Source organism: Streptomyces sp. NPDC002328 (genome assembly GCF_042890065.1).
In the GTDB taxonomy this organism is placed as follows: Bacteria; Actinomycetota; Actinomycetes; order Streptomycetales; family Streptomycetaceae; genus Streptomyces.
Map to the genome: position 1 here is coordinate 190,211 of NZ_JBIARQ010000005.1, position 15,554 is coordinate 205,764.

A 15,554-nucleotide genomic window follows, 5' to 3' on the forward strand; every position below is an offset into this window, starting at 1 on the left:
GCCCCGGTTGGGCGAGGGCAGCAGAGGATCACCGGAGGGAGTCCTCTCCGTATCGACGTGGACGGCGACAAGGAGGCTAACGGTGTGATCGCCTGGCGGGTCGACGCCGTCTGACGCACCTCGCTCACAGCGGCTCCTCCTCCGTCTCGCCGCCGGGGTGCCTGGTCACGACGATCGGCTCCGTCGCCGCTCGTCGGATCGCGCGGCGCTGGGCGGCCGTCGTCGCGCCCCAGATGCCGTCGTCCTCGCCGTGGTCGAGCGCCCAGGCGCGGCAGACGACGATCACGGGGCAGCGGCCGCATATCTCCCGGGCCAGGGTGGCTTCCGTGCCGGGGGCCGCGAGGTCCGAGAGGGGGAAGAAGATCTCGGGGTCCTCTCCGACACACGCGGCTTGGGCGCGCCAGTCGGAGATTGCCAGGGGTCCGCTGGATGTGCAGGTCATGGTGTACCTCTTCAGAGCCGCCTGCGAACAGGGCGCGCGGTGCCTGCGGCGCGCTGCGGCGCCCCAGTCCCGGCAGAGGTTTGGCCCATCGTAGGCATATATGCCCTGTTCGCGGTAGGTCCCTTCGTGGCCGATCAGCACCGCGGCAGGGAACAGGGCTCGCCCCGACGCGGATGGTGAGCGAGCCCTGTTCACCGGTCGATTCTCGGTGGGTCGGCGTGGGTGGGGCCATGGGTGTGTCGGGGGTGGACGTGGTGAACGGCGCACACCCCGTGCGCGCGGAGCACACACCCGCGCGAAGCGATGCGCGCCGCCCCGGCGCACGGGCCGCTGGACAAGTGCCCCCATTCGGGCGCGTGACGCGCCGCCCGGCGGGGAAGGCGCACAGCGGCGGGTTCCACCGGCGTGCCACGGGCCCCGCTTGATCACCCACCCGCCCTCGGCGACGATACTGACAGCCGTACGTCGTCCCCGCTCTCACGAATGGACTCATGCTCACCTCCCCGACCGTCCCGCCACCGACTCCCTCCACGGTGTGGCTGGCCCGCGGCCGTCACACCGGGCCCGCCGCGCCGGACGTCCTCCGCAAGCACCTCCGGTCCCTCAAGGACGACGCGACGATCCTGGACTTCCTGGAGCTGTCCGACGCCGACGCCGCCGACGGGGAACTCGCCTTCGAGGCTCGCTGGGTGCTGCCCGACGACGTGACCGTCCGCGCCCGGCTGACCCTCTCGGAGTGGTCGGGGCGCGGGCAGGAATGGACGCTGGTCGCGGAGGCCGAGCGTCCCTGGGATCTGTGCCGGCCCTCGCCCGCCGCCATGTTCTGGCCGTGGGAGGCCGACGCCCCGTTCGGCCATGAGACGGTCACCGGCCAGCGTTACCTGGACATCAACCCGCTCCCCGCCGACGACAAGGACGTCAAGCGCACCCTGCGCAGCGCCCTGCGCGACACCTGGACCGTGCACGTCCTGGTGCACGAGGCCATGACGCCCGACGAGCGGGGCCGCCGGTCCCTGGTGCCGCTCCTGCCGCCCGGTCTGCACCACCGCGTGGTCGAGCACCGCGCCGCGCCGCACCAGCTGCGCACCGTGAACTGGGCGCTGCGCGACTTCGACGTGGAGCTGCCGCGCGGCGGGGCCGTGGTGCTGCCCGGCTCCCCCGCCCCGGCCGACTACGACCGTGCCGGCTTCTGCGTCCGCAACATGTTCCTGGACGGCACGCACCCCACCGAACTCCTGGACGCCGTACGGCGGTTCGCCGACCTGCCGAGGCCGCTGCCGGACGGCGGCGAGGCCGCGCTGACCGCGCTGCGGGAGCAGTGGCAGCTGCTCACTCTCGAGGAGGAGCTGGCCCGGGAACGGGAGCTGGTGGCGATGTACTCCGAGGCGCTGGAGGCGATGACGCAGTCCCGGGACCTGTACCGGGAGGCCGCCGAACAGGCCCACGAGGCGCTCGCCGCCTACCGCGAGGCGGCGGCCGCGGCCGGTGAGCGGCCCCAGCCGCAGGCCAAGGCGAGCGGCTCCCCGTTCCAGCATCTGGGCCGGACCCTGGAGCGGTTCAGGGAGACCGCGAAGGGGCTGCGCCCTCTGCCCGCTCCCCGGCCCACCCGGACGGCGGCGGTGGAGACCGCGGACGGCGTCACAGCGGGCGTCGAACGAGACGTCGAAGGACACGTCAAGGCGGACGAGCAGGCGGCGGCCGACCGCTAGCCGCGCGGTGCCGGGCTCGCCTCCGCCATGACACCGCTGACACCCCTGACACCGCGCCCACCCCTGGCACCGCACCGCGCGCCGTCCCGCCACCACCGACCGTCACCCCTTCGCCGACCCACCGTCACCCCCTCCGATTCCCCCGCCTCCGCACGTGTCGGCCCGCCCGGGATGGATACGCGGTTGCCACGGCAGGACGGGGCTTCGGGAAGGGATCCAGACATGGGCAGCGAGCACGGTCCCGCGGGCGGCGCGTCCGCACCGCCTCCCCATCCTTCCGACACGACCCCGCACCGTTCCGACACGACCCTGCGCGTCAACGGCAAGCCGCACACCCTCACCGTCGACCATCGGCGCGTCCTGCTGGACCTGCTGCGGGAGGATCTGGAGCTGACCGGGGCCAAGAAGGGCTGCGATCACGGGCAGTGCGGCGCGTGCACGGTCCTCGTGGACGGGCGGCGGGTCAACAGCTGCCTGCTGCTCGCGGTGTCCCTGGACGGCTGCGACGTCACGACCGTCGAGGGGCTGTCCGGCGACGGCGAGGAGCCGCACCCGTTGCAGCGGGCGTTCGTGGAGCGCGACGCGTTCCAGTGCGGGTACTGCACGCCGGGGCAGCTCTGCTCGGCAATCGGCGCGATCGCCGAGGCGGAGGCGGGCCATCCCTCGCAGGTGACGGATCCACGGGCACCCGCCGGGCCCGTCCCGCTGGGCCGGGACGAGATCCGTGAGCGGCTCAGCGGCAACCTGTGCCGGTGCGGCGCGTATCCCCGGATCGTCGACGCGGTCGAGGACGTGATCCGGTGAAACCGTTCGCCTACGTACGGGCCGGCAGCCTCGCCGAGGCCGCGGACGCCTACGCCTCCCACCCCGGCGCCCGCTATCTGGGCGGCGGCACCAACCTCGTCGACCTGATGAAGCTCGGCGTGGAGGAGCCCGCCGCCCTGATCGACGTCACCCGGATCCCGATGGACGAGGTGACGGAGCTGCCGGACGGTTCGGTGCGGGTCGGGGCGCTGGTGCGCAACAGCGACCTGGCGGCGCATCCCCTGGTCCGCGAGCGCTACCCCGCGCTGTCGCAGGCGCTCCTCGCGGGCGCGTCGGGGCAGTTGCGCAACGCGGCCACCACGGGCGGCAATCTGCTCCAGCGCACCCGCTGCCCCTACTTCCAGGACGTCTCCAAGCCGTGCAACAAGCGTGATCCGGGCACCGGTTGCGGTGCGCTGGACGGGGTGAACCGCGACCACGCCGTGCTCGGGCACTCCGAGCACTGTGTCGCCACCCACCCGTCGGACATGGCCGTGGCGCTGGCCGCGCTGGACGCGCAGGTCGAGTTGTACGGTCTCGCGGGGGTGCGCCGGGTGCACGCCGCGGAGTTCCACCGGCTGCCCGGGGACCGTCCGGAGCGGGACACCGTCATCGAGCCGGGCGAGCTGATCACCGGCGTGGTGCTGCCGGCCGCGACGGCGGGGCTGCCGTCGGCGTACCGCAAGGCCCGCGACCGGGCGTCGTACGCCTTCGCGCTGGCGTCGGTCGCCGCGGTGCTGGAGGTGCGGGACGGCGTCGTCGCGCACGCGGGGATCGCGTTCGGGGCGCTGGCGCACCGGCCCTGGCGGGCCCGACGGGCCGAGGAGGCCCTGCTGGGCGCGGCGGCCACGCCGGCGGCGTTCGAGCACGCCGTCGGCCTCGAACTGGCGGCGGCGCGGCCCCTGCGCGACAACGCGTACAAGGTGCCGCTCGCCCGCAATGTCGCCGTCGACGTGCTGACGCGGCTGGTATCGCAAGGGGAGCCGGCACGGCTCGTTCCGGACGGGGAGGGGTCATGACCGGCACGGTGGTGGGCGCTCCCGTCGAGCGGCTCGAAGGGCGCGAGAAGGTCTCGGGGACGGCCCGGTACGCGGCCGAATTCCCCTCCCCCGGGAGGCTGTTCGCGCGTCCGGTGCCGGCGACGGCGGCGCGGGGCCGGGTGACGGGGGTGGACGCCTCCGAGGCGCTGCGGCTGCCGGGCGTCGTCGCGGTGCTGACCCACGAGAACGCGCCGCGCCTGGGCGAGCCGGACGATGCGACGCTCGCCGTGCTCCAGGGCCCGGACATCCCGCACCGGGGCTGGTGCGTGGCCCTGGTGGTGGCCGACAGCCCGGAGACGGCGCGGGCCGGTGCCGCCGCGGTGCGCGTCTCGTGCGTCGAGGAGCCGCACGATGTGAGGCTCTCGGCCGCGCACCCGCGGGCGTACGTGCCCGAGGAGGCGAACGGCGGGTATCCGGCCGTCACCGAACAGGGCGACCCGGAGCGGGCGTTCGCGACGGCGGCGGCGCGCGTCGACGTCGGCTACCGGGTGCCGCCGCTGCACAACCACCCCATGGAGCCGCACGCCAGCACCGCGCACTGGGACGGGGAGCGGCTGACCGTGCACACCTCCAGCCAGGGCACGACGACCGTACGGGCGGTGCTGGCCGGGCTGTTCGGGCTGGCGGAGGAGCGGATCACCGTCGTCGCCGAGCACGTCGGCGGCGGTTTCGGGTCCAAGGGCACGCCCCGGGCGGACGTGGTGCTGGCGGTGATGGCCGCCCGGCACACCGGACGTCCGGTGACGGTCGCCCTCCCCCGCCGTTTCCTGCCCTCGACGGTGGGGCACCGGGCGCCGACCGTGCACCGGCTGCGTCTGGGCGCGGACGCGGACGGCCGGCTGACGTCCCTCGTCCATGAGGTCGTCACGCACACCTCGCGGATCAAGGAGTTCGTGGAGCAGGCGGCGACGCCGGCGCGCGTGATGTACGCCTGCCCCGACAGCCGCACGCTGCACCGCGTGGTGGCGCTGGACGTGCCGTCGCCGTCGTGGATGCGGGCGCCCGGGGAGGCGCCGGGCATGTACGCGCTGGAGTCGGCGATGGACGAACTCGCCGTCGAGCTGGGCATGGACCCGATCGAGCTGCGGGTCCGCAACGAGCCGGAGACCGAACCGGAGAGCGGGCGGCCGTTCAGCAGCCGGCATCTCGTCGAGTGTCTGCGGGAGGGCGCCCGCCGGTTCGGCTGGGACGCGCGCGACCCGCGGCCCGGCACGCGCGCGCAGGGGCCGCTGCTGATCGGCACGGGGGTGGCCGCCGCGACCTATCCGGTGCTGGTGGGCCCCTCGAGCGCCGCGGCGCGGGCGCTGCCCGACGGGAGCTTCCTCGTCGAGACCAACGCCACCGACATCGGCACGGGCGCCCGTACGGTGCTCGCTCAGATCGCGGCGGACGCGCTCGGCGTGCCGGTGGAGCGGATCCGGGTCCGGGTCGGCGACAGCGATCTGCCGTCCGCCTCGCTGGCCGGCGGCTCCTCGGGCACCGCGTCCTGGGGCTGGGCGGTCCATGAGGCGTGCGTGCGGCTCGCGGAGTGCCTGGCGGGCTTCCCCGGCCCGGTCCCCGAGCACGGGTTGGCCGCGCACGCCGACACGGCCGGTGCGGCGGACGCCGAAAGCCCTTACGCCCGGCACGCGTTCGGCGCGCACTTCGCCGAGGTCGCCGTGGACACGGTGACCGGCGAGGTGCGGGTGCGGCGTCTGCTGGGGGTGTACGCGGCGGGCCGGATCCTCAACTCCCGTACTGCGCGCTCCCAGTTCGTCGGCGGCATGACGATGGGCCTGGGCATGGCGCTCACCGAGGGCAGCACCATGGACGCCGCCTTCGGCGACTTCATCGAGTCCGACCTCGCGTCGTACCACGTGCCCGCGCACGCGGACGTGCCGGACGTCGAGGCGCACTGGATCGACGAACACGACCCGCATCTCAACCCGTTGGGCGGCAAGGGGATCGGCGAGATCGGCATCGTGGGCACGGCGGCGGCGATCGGCAACGCCGTCCATCACGCGACCGGCGTACGGCTCCGCGAACTTCCGCTGACCCCGGACCGGGTGCTGACGGAACTCGGGGAACTCGGCCGCTAAACCTGGATCATCGGACATTCCTCACCACTCGGGCACGGAATTCGTGTGACTTCCGCCTCACCCGTCACGGTCCGCCCCGGTCGCCCGGTCGGGCCTCGAACCGGCGTCCGGTCACCGCGATATTCCCACCGGAAAGGGGGAATTCGGCAATCGAGTACGGGGAATCCGAAAGCCGGGAGGCCCCCCATGGAGGGGGCCGGGGGAACCAGCGGACACCGCGCGTCGGATCGCGCACAGGGAGGGCCCGTGGATACGACCACCACGCTCGTCGCCGTCGCGGCGGTACTCGCGGCGGCGCTGTTCGCCGCGGCCGCCTGGATGCTGATACGCCTGGTCAGGGCCCGTCGGAACCTGCGCCGGGCGGGGCTGCCGACCGGTCCGCGCTGGGTGTTCTGGGGCGCGGTCGCCTACTTCGTGCTGCCCTTCGACGCGCTGCCCGACCCGGTGTACCTCGACGACATCGGGGTCCTCCTGCTGGCCCTGCGGACCCTTCGCCGGCCCCCGGACCGCTCCCCCGACGGCACGCCCGGCCGTGCCGGAGTCGCCAACTGACCGCCACGGAAGGAATTTTCCCCTTCTTCCGGACTCGTCACCCCAGCTCAGCTCCCGTCGCCGTGCCCCAAATCCGTGACGATCACGGAGAGTAAGGAAACCAAGCACCCGTTCGATTCGTATAAGTCACTGAAGGTCGCACCACACCAGCGGGCCCGAGTGACGTCGCACAGCGGCACCGCTTGATCGAGGCAGTACCGACGAGGGAGAAACGATGCAACCGTTCGCGCTCAACTACGCACGCCCCGCGGTGGAGTTGGAGTTCGCAACTCCGTACGCCTATGACCCCGGACTGCAGTTGAACGTGCTCCTGGACGGCCGGATCGCAGCTCGTGACCACGCGCTGCTGAGAGAACTGGGGACGACCACCTCGACGGCGGGCTCCAAGACGCACTTCGACGACTGAGCGCGGGCCGAGAACATGACCGTGCTCATCCTGACCTGCGAAGAGGACGTCACGGCGGACATGGTGGTCGTCCACCTGAACGCCGCGGGTGTCCCCGTCGTACGGCTGGACCCCGCCGATCTCACCCATACCGTCGCACTCTCCGCGGAGTACGTGCACGGAGCGTTCCGGGGTCATCTGTCGTCAGCCGGGCGGCTGGTGAGTCTCGACTCGCTGCGGTCCGTGTGGGTCCGCCGGCCCGGTACGGCGGCGGTCCGGGCGTCCCAACCGTCCGCGTGGCTCACGGAGGAGGCCTCGCAGGCGCTGTACGGGATGCTCCGCGGCAGCGGGGCGCGCTGGATGAACCATCCGGACGCGGCCCGGCGGGCCCGGCACAAGCCCTGGCAGCTGCGGCTCGCCCAGCGCAGCGGTCTGCCCGTGCCGGCGACGCTCATCACGACGTTCCCGCAGGCGGCCCGGGACTTCGCGGAGCGCTATCCGGACCTGGTGGTCAAGCCGGTGTCCGGGGCGCATCCGCAGGACCCGCCCCGGGCGGTGCCCACCACCCGGGTCCCGCCCGGCGCCGACTTCGCCGCCGTCGCCTACGGCCCGACGCTGCTCCAGCGCCGGGTCGCCAAGCGGGCCGACATCCGGCTGACGGCGGTGGGCGACCGGCTGCTGGCCGCCCGCAAGGCGACGGCCCCGGACGGCGATCCCGACGCGGTGGACGTGCGTTTCGCGCCGTCCACCGAGCCGTGGCGACCGGTGGAGGCGCCGCCACGCCTCGCCGACGCCGTGCGGACGTATCTGCGGGAGGCCGAACTGGCCTACGGGGCCTTCGACTTCGCGGAGGACGCGGACGGGACCTGGTGGTTCCTGGAGTGCAATCAGTCGGGCCAGTTCGGCTTCGTGGAGGTGGAGACCGGCCAGCCGATCGCCCGCACCATCGCGGAGTGGCTGGCCGGTCCCGGCCCGGACAGCGACTCCAGGCATGTGGACTGCTGCGGCTCGGCGGTTCCCTGAGCCGGCACGACCGGTTCGGTGAGTCACCCGAGCCGACGCGACCGGGGCTCGGGCGGGCCGGAGCGGTGGGGCTCAGACGGCCAGGGGAAGCCCGCTCTCCTCGTCATCGGTCCCCCGCTTCGGGGCCGGGATCGCCGGCCCCCTCACCGCCGCGGCGAGCAGCGAGTCCGCCGTGGCGACGGCCTCGCGGACGTCGGAGGTGCCCATGAGCACGCACAACGTGTAGGTGACGTCCTCCAGTTCGCGAGCCGTCTCCGGCCGCTCCCGCTCCGCCTGTGCGATCTTCAGCGACGCGTACCGGGTCAGCAGCGTCCTGACGGCCTTCGGGTCCGGAACGATCACGAGCGCCCCTCTCTCCAGGTGTAGTGGGCAGCGTGTGCCCGGACCCGGGCGAATTATGCGTACCGGAGGCACAAATCACCTTGCAGGGGCACGATTTCAGCCATTCGGCCCCCTGATCGGCCGTCAGGCACCGTGCCCCCGCGAGCGGTCAGGACCGGCCGCTCAGGTACTCCTCCACCCCCGGCGCGGTGTGCGCGTCCTCGACGCCGGCCAGTCCGCCGGCCGCCTTCGCGTCGGGCTTCAGCACGTACGTAGACAGCGCGGCGGGCTTGGCGACGTCGGAGAAGTCCTGCGGGCTGCCGAGGCCGGTGTCGGCGCTCTTCTGCGAGCGGTGCGCCTTGACCACGTCCGCGCGGGCGAGGCTGCCGGCCGCGCAGGCCTTCTTCAGGTCGGCGCCGAGGAGCTGGGCGGCGTTGTACCCGGACAGCACGCCCGCGTCGACCTGCGAGCCGGGGAACTTCTTCTCGTAGGCGGCGACCATACGGCGGACCCCGGGCAGGTCCGAGCTGACGGCGGGCGCGGCGCTGACCACGTTCAGCATGGCCGTCAGGGCCGGCGCGGCCGGGGTCTTCATCAGCTGCGGGGCGAAGCCGGGGGCGCTGCTGACGACGGGCACCTTGAGGCCCCGGGAGGCGGCGACGCCGACGAGGGAGGCGGTCTGGGCGGGCCCGGCGCTGATCAGGACCGCCTTGACACCGGCCTTCTGCAACGCCGTGACCTGGGCGGAGAGGTCGGTGTCGGTCGCCTTGATCTTCTGGCCGACGACCTTGAGGCCGGCCTTCTCCGCGGCGTACGTGGAGCCTTCGAGCGCGTTGCTCCCGTAGTCGCCCTCGAAGTAGACATGGCCGATCGTGGCGCCCTTGGCGAGGCCCTTGGCGCGGGTGAGGAAGTCCACCGCGGCGATCATGTCGACGTCGTAGGTGGTGCCCACGACCTGCACGGAGTCCTTGCCGAGCAGCGAGGCCGCCCAGGCCTGCGGGAAGGTGAGGAGGCGGTCGCGTTCGATGTCGTCGAGGAGGGCGGCGACCACCGGGGACCCGATGACCTGCGGCAGGGCGACGACGTCCGGGGAGATGTCGGCGTAGGCGGTGACGGCCTTCTGCACGTCGTAGCCGTGGTCCTTGACGACGATCTCGATCTTGCGGTCGCAGATGCCGCCGGCGGCGTTGGTCTCGTCGGCCCACATCTTCTGGGCCTGCACGATGCTCTTGCCGAGGGTGGCGTAGGGGCCGGTGAGGTCGGTGAGGGCGCCGAGCCGGATGGTGTCCGCGGTGACGCCCGGGCCCGACTTCACTCCGTCGGCGCCGGCGCCGTCGGACGACTTGCCGCCGTCCGCCTTGGAACTGCAACCGGTGGCCGCGAGAAGCAGGGCCGTCAGGGCCGCGACGAGGGCGGGGCCGGGGGTGCGGTGCTTCGGGTTCACGGGGTGTGCTCCTTGGGTCGTGCGGCTGAGTCGGAAGTGGCGTCAGGGTCGGGAGAGGCGGAGGGGGAGGCGGCGGAGGCTGTGGCGTCCGGGCCGGGATCGGGGCCCTCGGGGTGACCGTCCGCGGCGGACGCGCGGCGGACACGGGCACGCAGGCGGCGGACCAGGCCGTGCAGTCCGTCGGGCGCGTAGAGCAGGACGATGACGATGGCCGCGCCGTAGAGGTAGCGGGCCGCCTCGGTCGGGCCGATCGCGCCCTCGCCGCCGGTGCCGGGGGCGGCCACCAGGGGCAGTTGGTCGGCGTAACGGGTCATCAGCAGGGGCAGCGCGGTGACGAAGACGGCTCCCGCGGTGGCCCCGGCCACGGAGCCGAGACCGCCGAGGACGATCATGGCGAGGTAGTCCACCGAGAGGGCCAGACCGAAGTAGTCGGGCACGACACGGCGGAAGGACAGGGCGAGGAGCACCCCGGCGAGCCCGGCGTACATCGAGGACACCACGAAGGCGCCGGAGCGGTAGCGGGCGACGTTGACGCCCATCACGGCCGCCGCGGTCTCGCTGTCGCGGACGGCGGCCAGGGCGCGTCCGGGACGGCCGCGCAGCAGGCCGCGCGCGGTGAACCAGGTGAGCGCGAGCAGGGCGAGGCCGAGGTACCACAGCCGTTCCTCCGCGCCGAACGGCACGCCGAGCAGGACGAGTTCGGGGTCGTCGGCGGTGAATCCGAACCCGCCGAACGTGAGCGGCGGCACGGAGCGGCCGTTGAAGCCGCCGGTGACGGAGTCGGCGGTCAGCAGCACGTGGTGGCCGAGGAAGACCAGCGCGAGCGTGGCGACGCCCAGGTAGATGCCGCGCACCCGCCCGGCGACGGGGCTGAACAGGCCGCCCGCCGCGCCGGCCAGCAGCACCGCGAGGACGGCGGCGAGCGCCGGGGGCAGCGACGGTCCCGGGTCACCGGCGAGCCAGGTGTAGCCGTAGGCGCCGACGGCGAGGAAGAAGGCGTGGCCGAGGGAGAGTTGGCCCGCGGTGCCGGAGAGCAGGCCGAGGCCGACGGCGCCGATGGCGGCGGCCATCGAGAACAGGCCGATGCGCAGCCAGAAGGCGTCGAGGTAGAAGGGCAGCGCGCACAGCGCGAGGACGGGCAGCAGGAGTCGGGTCCACCTGGGGATCAACTCAGACACGGACGGCTCCCTTCGCGCCGAACAGTCCGGTGGGCCGCACCAGCAGCACGACCACCATCACGGCGTAGGGCGCGACATCGCCGAACCCCTCGCCCAGCACGTGCAGTTCGGACTGGTAGCCGGCGACGAGCGCCTCGGTCAGGCCGATCAGCAGGCTGCCGGCGAGGGCGCCGGGCGGGGAGGCCATGCCGCCGAGGATCGCGGCGGGGAACGCCTTGAGGGCGATCTGACCGGTGGTGCGTTCCAGACCGGGCGCCGGGAAGGCGGCGAGGAACACGGCGGCGAGGGCGGCGAGGGCGCCGGCCAGGCACCAGGCGAGCATGCGCACCCGGGTCAGCCGTACGCCCATCAGGGCCGCCGCCTCCATGTCCTCGGCGGCGGCCCGCAGGGACAGCCCCCACGGGGTGAACCGGAACAGGGCGAAGACGGCGGCGATGACGGCCGCGGAGACCACGATCGCGGCGAGCCTGCTGTCGGCGACGGTCACCGGGCCGAGGCCGGTCACCGCGTCGCCCCAGGGGTCGCCGAGGCTGAGCAGGTCGCCGCCGATGCGCCGGGCCAGGTCGGTGAGCAGGACGATGTCCACGCCGATGGTGACGATCGTCTGCACATGTGCGGCTTTCGGATCGGGGTCGCCGCGTTGCAGGAGCAGCCGGTCGAGGGCCCCGGCGACGGCCGCGGTGGCGAGGACGGCCACCGCGAGGGCGGCGGCGAAGCCGAGGTCGTCGTGGAGGACGGCGACGAGGTAGCCGCCGAGGAGGAGCAGGGAGCCGTGGGCGAAGTTGAGGACGCCGGACGCCTTGAAGATGACGACGAAGCCGAGGGCGACGAGCGCGTAGACCGCGCCCAGGGCGAGGCCGTTGAGCAGGGTGTCGAGGAGGGTGGTCACGGTGCGGCGTCCTCCTGGGGCGCGTCGGGGTCGGCCGGCGCGGCGGGGTCGGCCTCGGGGGCGTCGGGGTCGGTCTCGGGGGCGTCGGGGTTGGCCTCGGGGGCGTCGGGGGGCTCTTCCGGCGCTCCGGTGCCGAGGTAGGCGCGCAGGACGTCGGGGTGGCGGCGGATCTCGTCGGGCGCGCCGTGGGCGAGGGGGCGGCCGAAGTCGAGGACGGTGACCTCGTCGGCGAGGCGCATGACCAGGCCCATGTCGTGCTCCACGAGGACCACGGACAGGCCGAGCCGTTCGCGGACCGTGCGGACGACCTCGGCGGTGCGGGCGCGTTCGGCGGCGTTCATGCCGGCCACGGGCTCGTCGAGCAGCAGGACCCGGGGTTCCAGGCAGAGGGCGCGGGCGAGTTCGACGCGTTTGCGGTCGCCGTAGGAGAGCAGGGCGACGGGGGTGTCGAAGTGCCCGGCGAGGCCGGTGAGTTCGGCGATCTCGCGGGCCCGGTCGAGGTGCTCGCGCTGTTCGCGCACGGCGCTCGGCAGGCGCAGGGCGCTGGCGGCGAAGCCGGCACGGGACAGGGCGTGGCGGCCGAGCATCAGGTTGTCGGCGACGGTGCCCTCGGTGGTGACGATGTTCTGGAAGGTGCGGGCCACGCCCAGGGCGGCGATACGGTGCGGGGCGAGCCCGGTCAACTCGGCGTCCCCGAGCAGGACCTGACCGGCGGCGGGCCGGCACAGCCCCGACAGCACGTTGAAACAGGTGGACTTGCCGGCCCCGTTGGGCCCGATGAGCGCGTGCACCGAGCCGGGGGCGACGGTGAAGGACACGGTGTCCAGCGCGGTGAGGCCGGCGAAGCGGACGGTGATCTCACGGACGTCGAGCTCGGGGGGCGGGCCGGCCGGGGAGCCGGGGTCACGGGAGGGGACGGGGGCGGGGCGGGCGGTCGTGCGGCCGATGGCGCGGATGTTCACGCGGCCCCCTGGTCGCTCTGGTCGCCGGGAGGGCTGGAGACGGCCGTGCTGCCTGTTGCGCCGGCCGCCGCCGGGGCCGGGGCCGGCTCGTCCGCCGTCTCGCCCAGGTAGAGGCGGCGTACCGCGTCCGTGCGGGCGAGTTCCCCGGCGGGGCCGGAGAGCCGGACCTCGCCCACCTCCAGGACGTGGGCGTGGTCGGCGAGGGCGAGCGCCATCCCGGCGTTCTGCTCGACCAGCAGGACGGCGGTGCCCTGGGCGTTGATCCCGCGGATCACCTCGGCGATGCGGGACACCATGCGGGGCGCGAGGCCGAGGGAGGGCTCGTCGAGCAGGAGCAGCCGGGGTGCGGCCATCAGGGCGCGGCCGATGGCGAGCATCTGCTGCTCGCCCCCGGAGAGCAGTCCGGCGGCCTGGCGGCTGCGCTCGGCGAGCACGGGGAACAACCCGTACACGCGGTCTCGTCCCTCACGGACCAGGGCGGGGGCGCGCCGGCCGAGGCCGAGGCCGCCGGCGCGCAGGTTCTCCTCCACGGTGAGGCCGGCGAAGACCCGTCTGCCCTCGGGTACCTGGACGACGCCGGCGCGGACCGCGGCGACCGGGTCGCGTCCGTCCAGCACGGTGTCGCCGTAGCGGACACGGCCGGCGGTGACGGTGCCCCGGTGCAGACGCAGCGTGCCCGAGACGGCCCGCAGCAGGGTGGTCTTGCCGGCGCCGTTCGCGCCGAGCAGCGCCACGACCGCGCCGTGCGGGACGGTCAGGGACACGGAGCGCAGGGCTGACAGGGCCCGCCCGTACGCCACGTCGAGCCCCTCGACGTGCAGCTCGGGCGGATCCTGCGGTGGTGCTTCGGGCATCGCGGCTCCTCGGGGCCGTACCGGTGCGGCACGGCGCTTCGGTGGAAGAGGAGCTCACGACAGCACGGCGACGGGACGCCGTACAGCCGCTGCGCCGTGCTCGCTGCGCGGGCCCAGCACGGGGGCGGAGGGGTTGTGCGGCTGCCCAGAGGGGGTGGGCGCACGGGGTCGGCGGGGTTGGCGCGGCGGTACGGCGGGGAAGGGGTGCTTGCACTATGAGCGTCCGATCAGGGCGCGTGGTCCGGTGCCGTGCATCGCAAGGCGCCGGAGCGCCCGCGATGGGGGTCCCCCCGCTCGAGCGAAGCCGAGAGTGGGGGAGGAGCCACGTGGTGTATCGGCAACGCGGCGAGGTGCGGTGCCAGGCCGCGCGCCCCGGACGGGCATAGTGCAAGCACCCCTACGGCGCGACGGGGTGGTGCGGGACGGCGTGCGCTGGTCAGAGGGCGAGTCGTGCCGTCAGGGCGAGGCTGATCTCCACCACGTCGGCCGGGCGGGACAAGGAGCGGCCCGTCAGCTGTTCGTAGCGGCGGAGGCGGTTGAGGACGGTGTTGCGATGGCAGTACAGGCGCTCCCCCGCGCGCTGCGCGGAGCCGTCGCACGCCAGCCAGGTGGCGAGGGTGTCCAACAGGACGGCCGCGTCGGCGGGTTCGAGGGCGCGCAGCGGACCGAGGACGCGCTCGGCGAGGGCGTCGGCCAGTTCGGGCGAGGAGACGACCAGGGCGGCGGGGAGGTGCTCGGTGAGGCGGACCGTGCCGCCGGTCGGGGGGCACATGCGCAGGGCGGTGTCCGCGAGGCGGCGGGCGTCGCCCACGGCGGCCAGCCCTGACACGGCGGTGCTGACGCCGACGCGGACGGTGGAAGAGGAGGTGTGGCCGGGGGCGACGCCGTCGCGAACGGGGCCGGCGTCGACGTCGGCGCAGGTGGTGGCTGTGGGCGTGGCGGTAGCGGTGGGGCCGGCGTGGGCGACGGTTGTGGTGTACACGTCGGCATCGGCGCAGGCGTCGACAGCGAGGGCGGCATCGGCGTCGGCACCGGCATCGATACCGGCACCGGCACCGGCGAGGAGGACGATGCCGTAGTCCACGTCGGCCCCCGAATGCCAGTGCGCGCGACGCCCGCGTGCCGCGGCGGCGCGGGCGGCGGCGGCCGCGGCCGGGGTGCCGCCGGCGACCGCCACGACGACGTAACGGCCCTGCTCGGGAAGGTCCAGCGCCTGCGCGGTCTCCGGCAGGTCGGCGATGCGGCTGGCGCCGTCGAGGAGGGCGGTGGCGAGCAGCCGCAGCCGGTTCTCGCGCCGCCAGGCGAGCTGCCGTTCGGTCTGGCGGTAGGCGTCGGCGACGAGGGTGCAGTGCTCGTCGACGAAGTTCCACACGTCGGAGGCGACGTGCACGAGGAGGCGCACGTCCTCGGGGGCGCTGCGTGAGGTCTCCTCGACCAAGCCCTGCCAGACCAGTGAGCCGCCGAGGCGGAAGGCGTGCAGGAGGGCGTCCAGCGGGAGGCCCTGTTCGGCGCGGCAGGCGCCGATCCGCCAGGAGCAGCGGCGGGCCGCGTCGCGGTGGCCGCGCGGGTCGAGCAGCGAGGACACACTGTGCCGCAGCGAGCGGTGAACCTCCTGCCAGGTGGCGCCCAGGTCGTTCTCCACGGCCACCCGGTAGGCGGGTTCCAGTTCCTGGAGGGCGGCCACGAGCCGGTCGGTGAGGTCGGGCAGATCGTCCAGCAGCACCCGTGCGGAGCGGTGCAGGACGCGCAGGGCGTCGGCGTCGATCAGCGACCGGACGCGCAGCGGGCGCGGCCGTGGGGCCGGGCCGGCCGGCGCGGGGCGCAACGTGGTTCGGGGCCGTAGGGCGTGGTGCATCGCGGTCCTCCCCCGGGG

General features: G+C 74.1%; 15 protein-coding genes. 7 read left to right on the forward strand and 8 right to left on the reverse strand.

Annotated features, from left to right (window positions below; genetic code table 11):
• Window positions 1-124: 124 nt before the first annotated feature.
• A complete protein-coding gene (locus tag ACFYX4_RS15835; protein WP_389332195.1) occupies window positions 125-442 on the reverse strand; it encodes a WhiB family transcriptional regulator in 318 nt (105 codons plus the stop codon).
• A gap of 491 nt (window positions 443-933) precedes the next feature.
• Between ACFYX4_RS15835 and ACFYX4_RS15840 the strand changes: the two genes are divergently transcribed.
• From ACFYX4_RS15840 to tgmB, 7 genes are all read left to right on the forward strand, one after another.
• Window positions 934-2,151, forward strand: a complete 1,218-nt coding sequence (locus ACFYX4_RS15840) for a hypothetical protein (RefSeq protein ID WP_389332198.1) — start codon at window positions 934-936, stop codon at window positions 2,149-2,151.
• Window positions 2,152-2,373: 222 nt separating this feature from the next.
• A complete protein-coding gene (locus tag ACFYX4_RS15845; RefSeq protein ID WP_389332201.1) occupies window positions 2,374-2,955 on the forward strand; it encodes a (2Fe-2S)-binding protein in 582 nt (193 codons plus the stop codon).
• Entirely contained in the window at window positions 2,952-3,974 is a 1,023-nt protein-coding gene (locus ACFYX4_RS15850) for an FAD binding domain-containing protein (protein ID WP_389332204.1), read from the forward strand. The genes ACFYX4_RS15845 and ACFYX4_RS15850 overlap by 4 nt, the downstream gene beginning before the upstream one ends.
• The gene (locus tag ACFYX4_RS15855) at window positions 3,971-6,073 is read left to right on the forward strand and encodes a xanthine dehydrogenase family protein molybdopterin-binding subunit (RefSeq protein WP_389332207.1); all 2,103 of its coding nucleotides are present in this window, start codon (window positions 3,971-3,973) and stop codon (window positions 6,071-6,073) included. Before ACFYX4_RS15850 ends, ACFYX4_RS15855 begins: the two co-directional genes overlap by 4 nt.
• A 246-nt stretch (window positions 6,074-6,319) precedes the next feature.
• Window positions 6,320-6,625 carry a YkvA family protein gene (locus ACFYX4_RS15860; protein ID WP_389332210.1) on the forward strand — a complete coding sequence of 102 codons (306 nt, stop codon included), beginning with the start codon at window positions 6,320-6,322 and terminating at the stop codon, window positions 6,623-6,625.
• Between the two features lie 214 nt (window positions 6,626-6,839).
• Window positions 6,840-7,031 (forward strand): putative ATP-grasp-modified RiPP, encoded by a 192-nt coding sequence (gene tgmA, locus ACFYX4_RS15865; protein ID WP_389332213.1) that lies wholly within the window; start codon window positions 6,840-6,842, stop codon window positions 7,029-7,031.
• A gap of 15 nt (window positions 7,032-7,046) precedes the next feature.
• Complete coding sequence (gene tgmB / locus ACFYX4_RS15870) at window positions 7,047-8,033, forward strand: ATP-grasp ribosomal peptide maturase (protein ID WP_389332216.1); 987 nt, start codon at window positions 7,047-7,049, stop codon at window positions 8,031-8,033.
• Window positions 8,034-8,105: 72 nt separating this feature from the next.
• Here tgmB and ACFYX4_RS15875 read toward each other — a convergent pair whose 3' ends face one another.
• The 7 genes from ACFYX4_RS15875 to ACFYX4_RS15905 form a co-directional block, all read right to left on the reverse strand.
• Entirely contained in the window at window positions 8,106-8,375 is a 270-nt protein-coding gene (locus tag ACFYX4_RS15875; protein WP_389332219.1) for a DUF5133 domain-containing protein, read from the reverse strand.
• 148 nt (window positions 8,376-8,523) lie between these two features.
• Window positions 8,524-9,798 (reverse strand): ABC transporter substrate-binding protein, encoded by a 1,275-nt coding sequence (locus ACFYX4_RS15880; RefSeq protein WP_389332222.1) that lies wholly within the window; start codon window positions 9,796-9,798, stop codon window positions 8,524-8,526.
• On the reverse strand, window positions 9,795-10,976 hold the full coding sequence (locus tag ACFYX4_RS15885) for a branched-chain amino acid ABC transporter permease (RefSeq protein ID WP_389332225.1): 1,182 nt from the start codon (window positions 10,974-10,976) through the stop codon (window positions 9,795-9,797). The genes ACFYX4_RS15880 and ACFYX4_RS15885 overlap by 4 nt, the downstream gene beginning before the upstream one ends.
• Complete coding sequence (locus tag ACFYX4_RS15890; RefSeq protein ID WP_389332228.1) at window positions 10,969-11,865, reverse strand: branched-chain amino acid ABC transporter permease; 897 nt, start codon at window positions 11,863-11,865, stop codon at window positions 10,969-10,971. Before ACFYX4_RS15890 ends, ACFYX4_RS15885 begins: the two co-directional genes overlap by 8 nt.
• Window positions 11,862-12,722: an ABC transporter ATP-binding protein gene (locus tag ACFYX4_RS15895; protein ID WP_389333009.1), complete on the reverse strand. Its 861-nt coding sequence runs from the start codon at window positions 12,720-12,722 to the stop codon at window positions 11,862-11,864. The genes ACFYX4_RS15890 and ACFYX4_RS15895 overlap by 4 nt, the downstream gene beginning before the upstream one ends.
• Window positions 12,723-12,823: 101 nt before the next feature.
• On the reverse strand, window positions 12,824-13,681 hold the full coding sequence (locus tag ACFYX4_RS15900) for an ABC transporter ATP-binding protein (RefSeq protein WP_389332231.1): 858 nt from the start codon (window positions 13,679-13,681) through the stop codon (window positions 12,824-12,826).
• Window positions 13,682-14,117: 436 nt separating this feature from the next.
• Complete coding sequence (locus ACFYX4_RS15905; RefSeq protein WP_389332234.1) at window positions 14,118-15,536, reverse strand: PucR family transcriptional regulator; 1,419 nt, start codon at window positions 15,534-15,536, stop codon at window positions 14,118-14,120.
• Window positions 15,537-15,554: the final 18 nt, after the last annotated feature.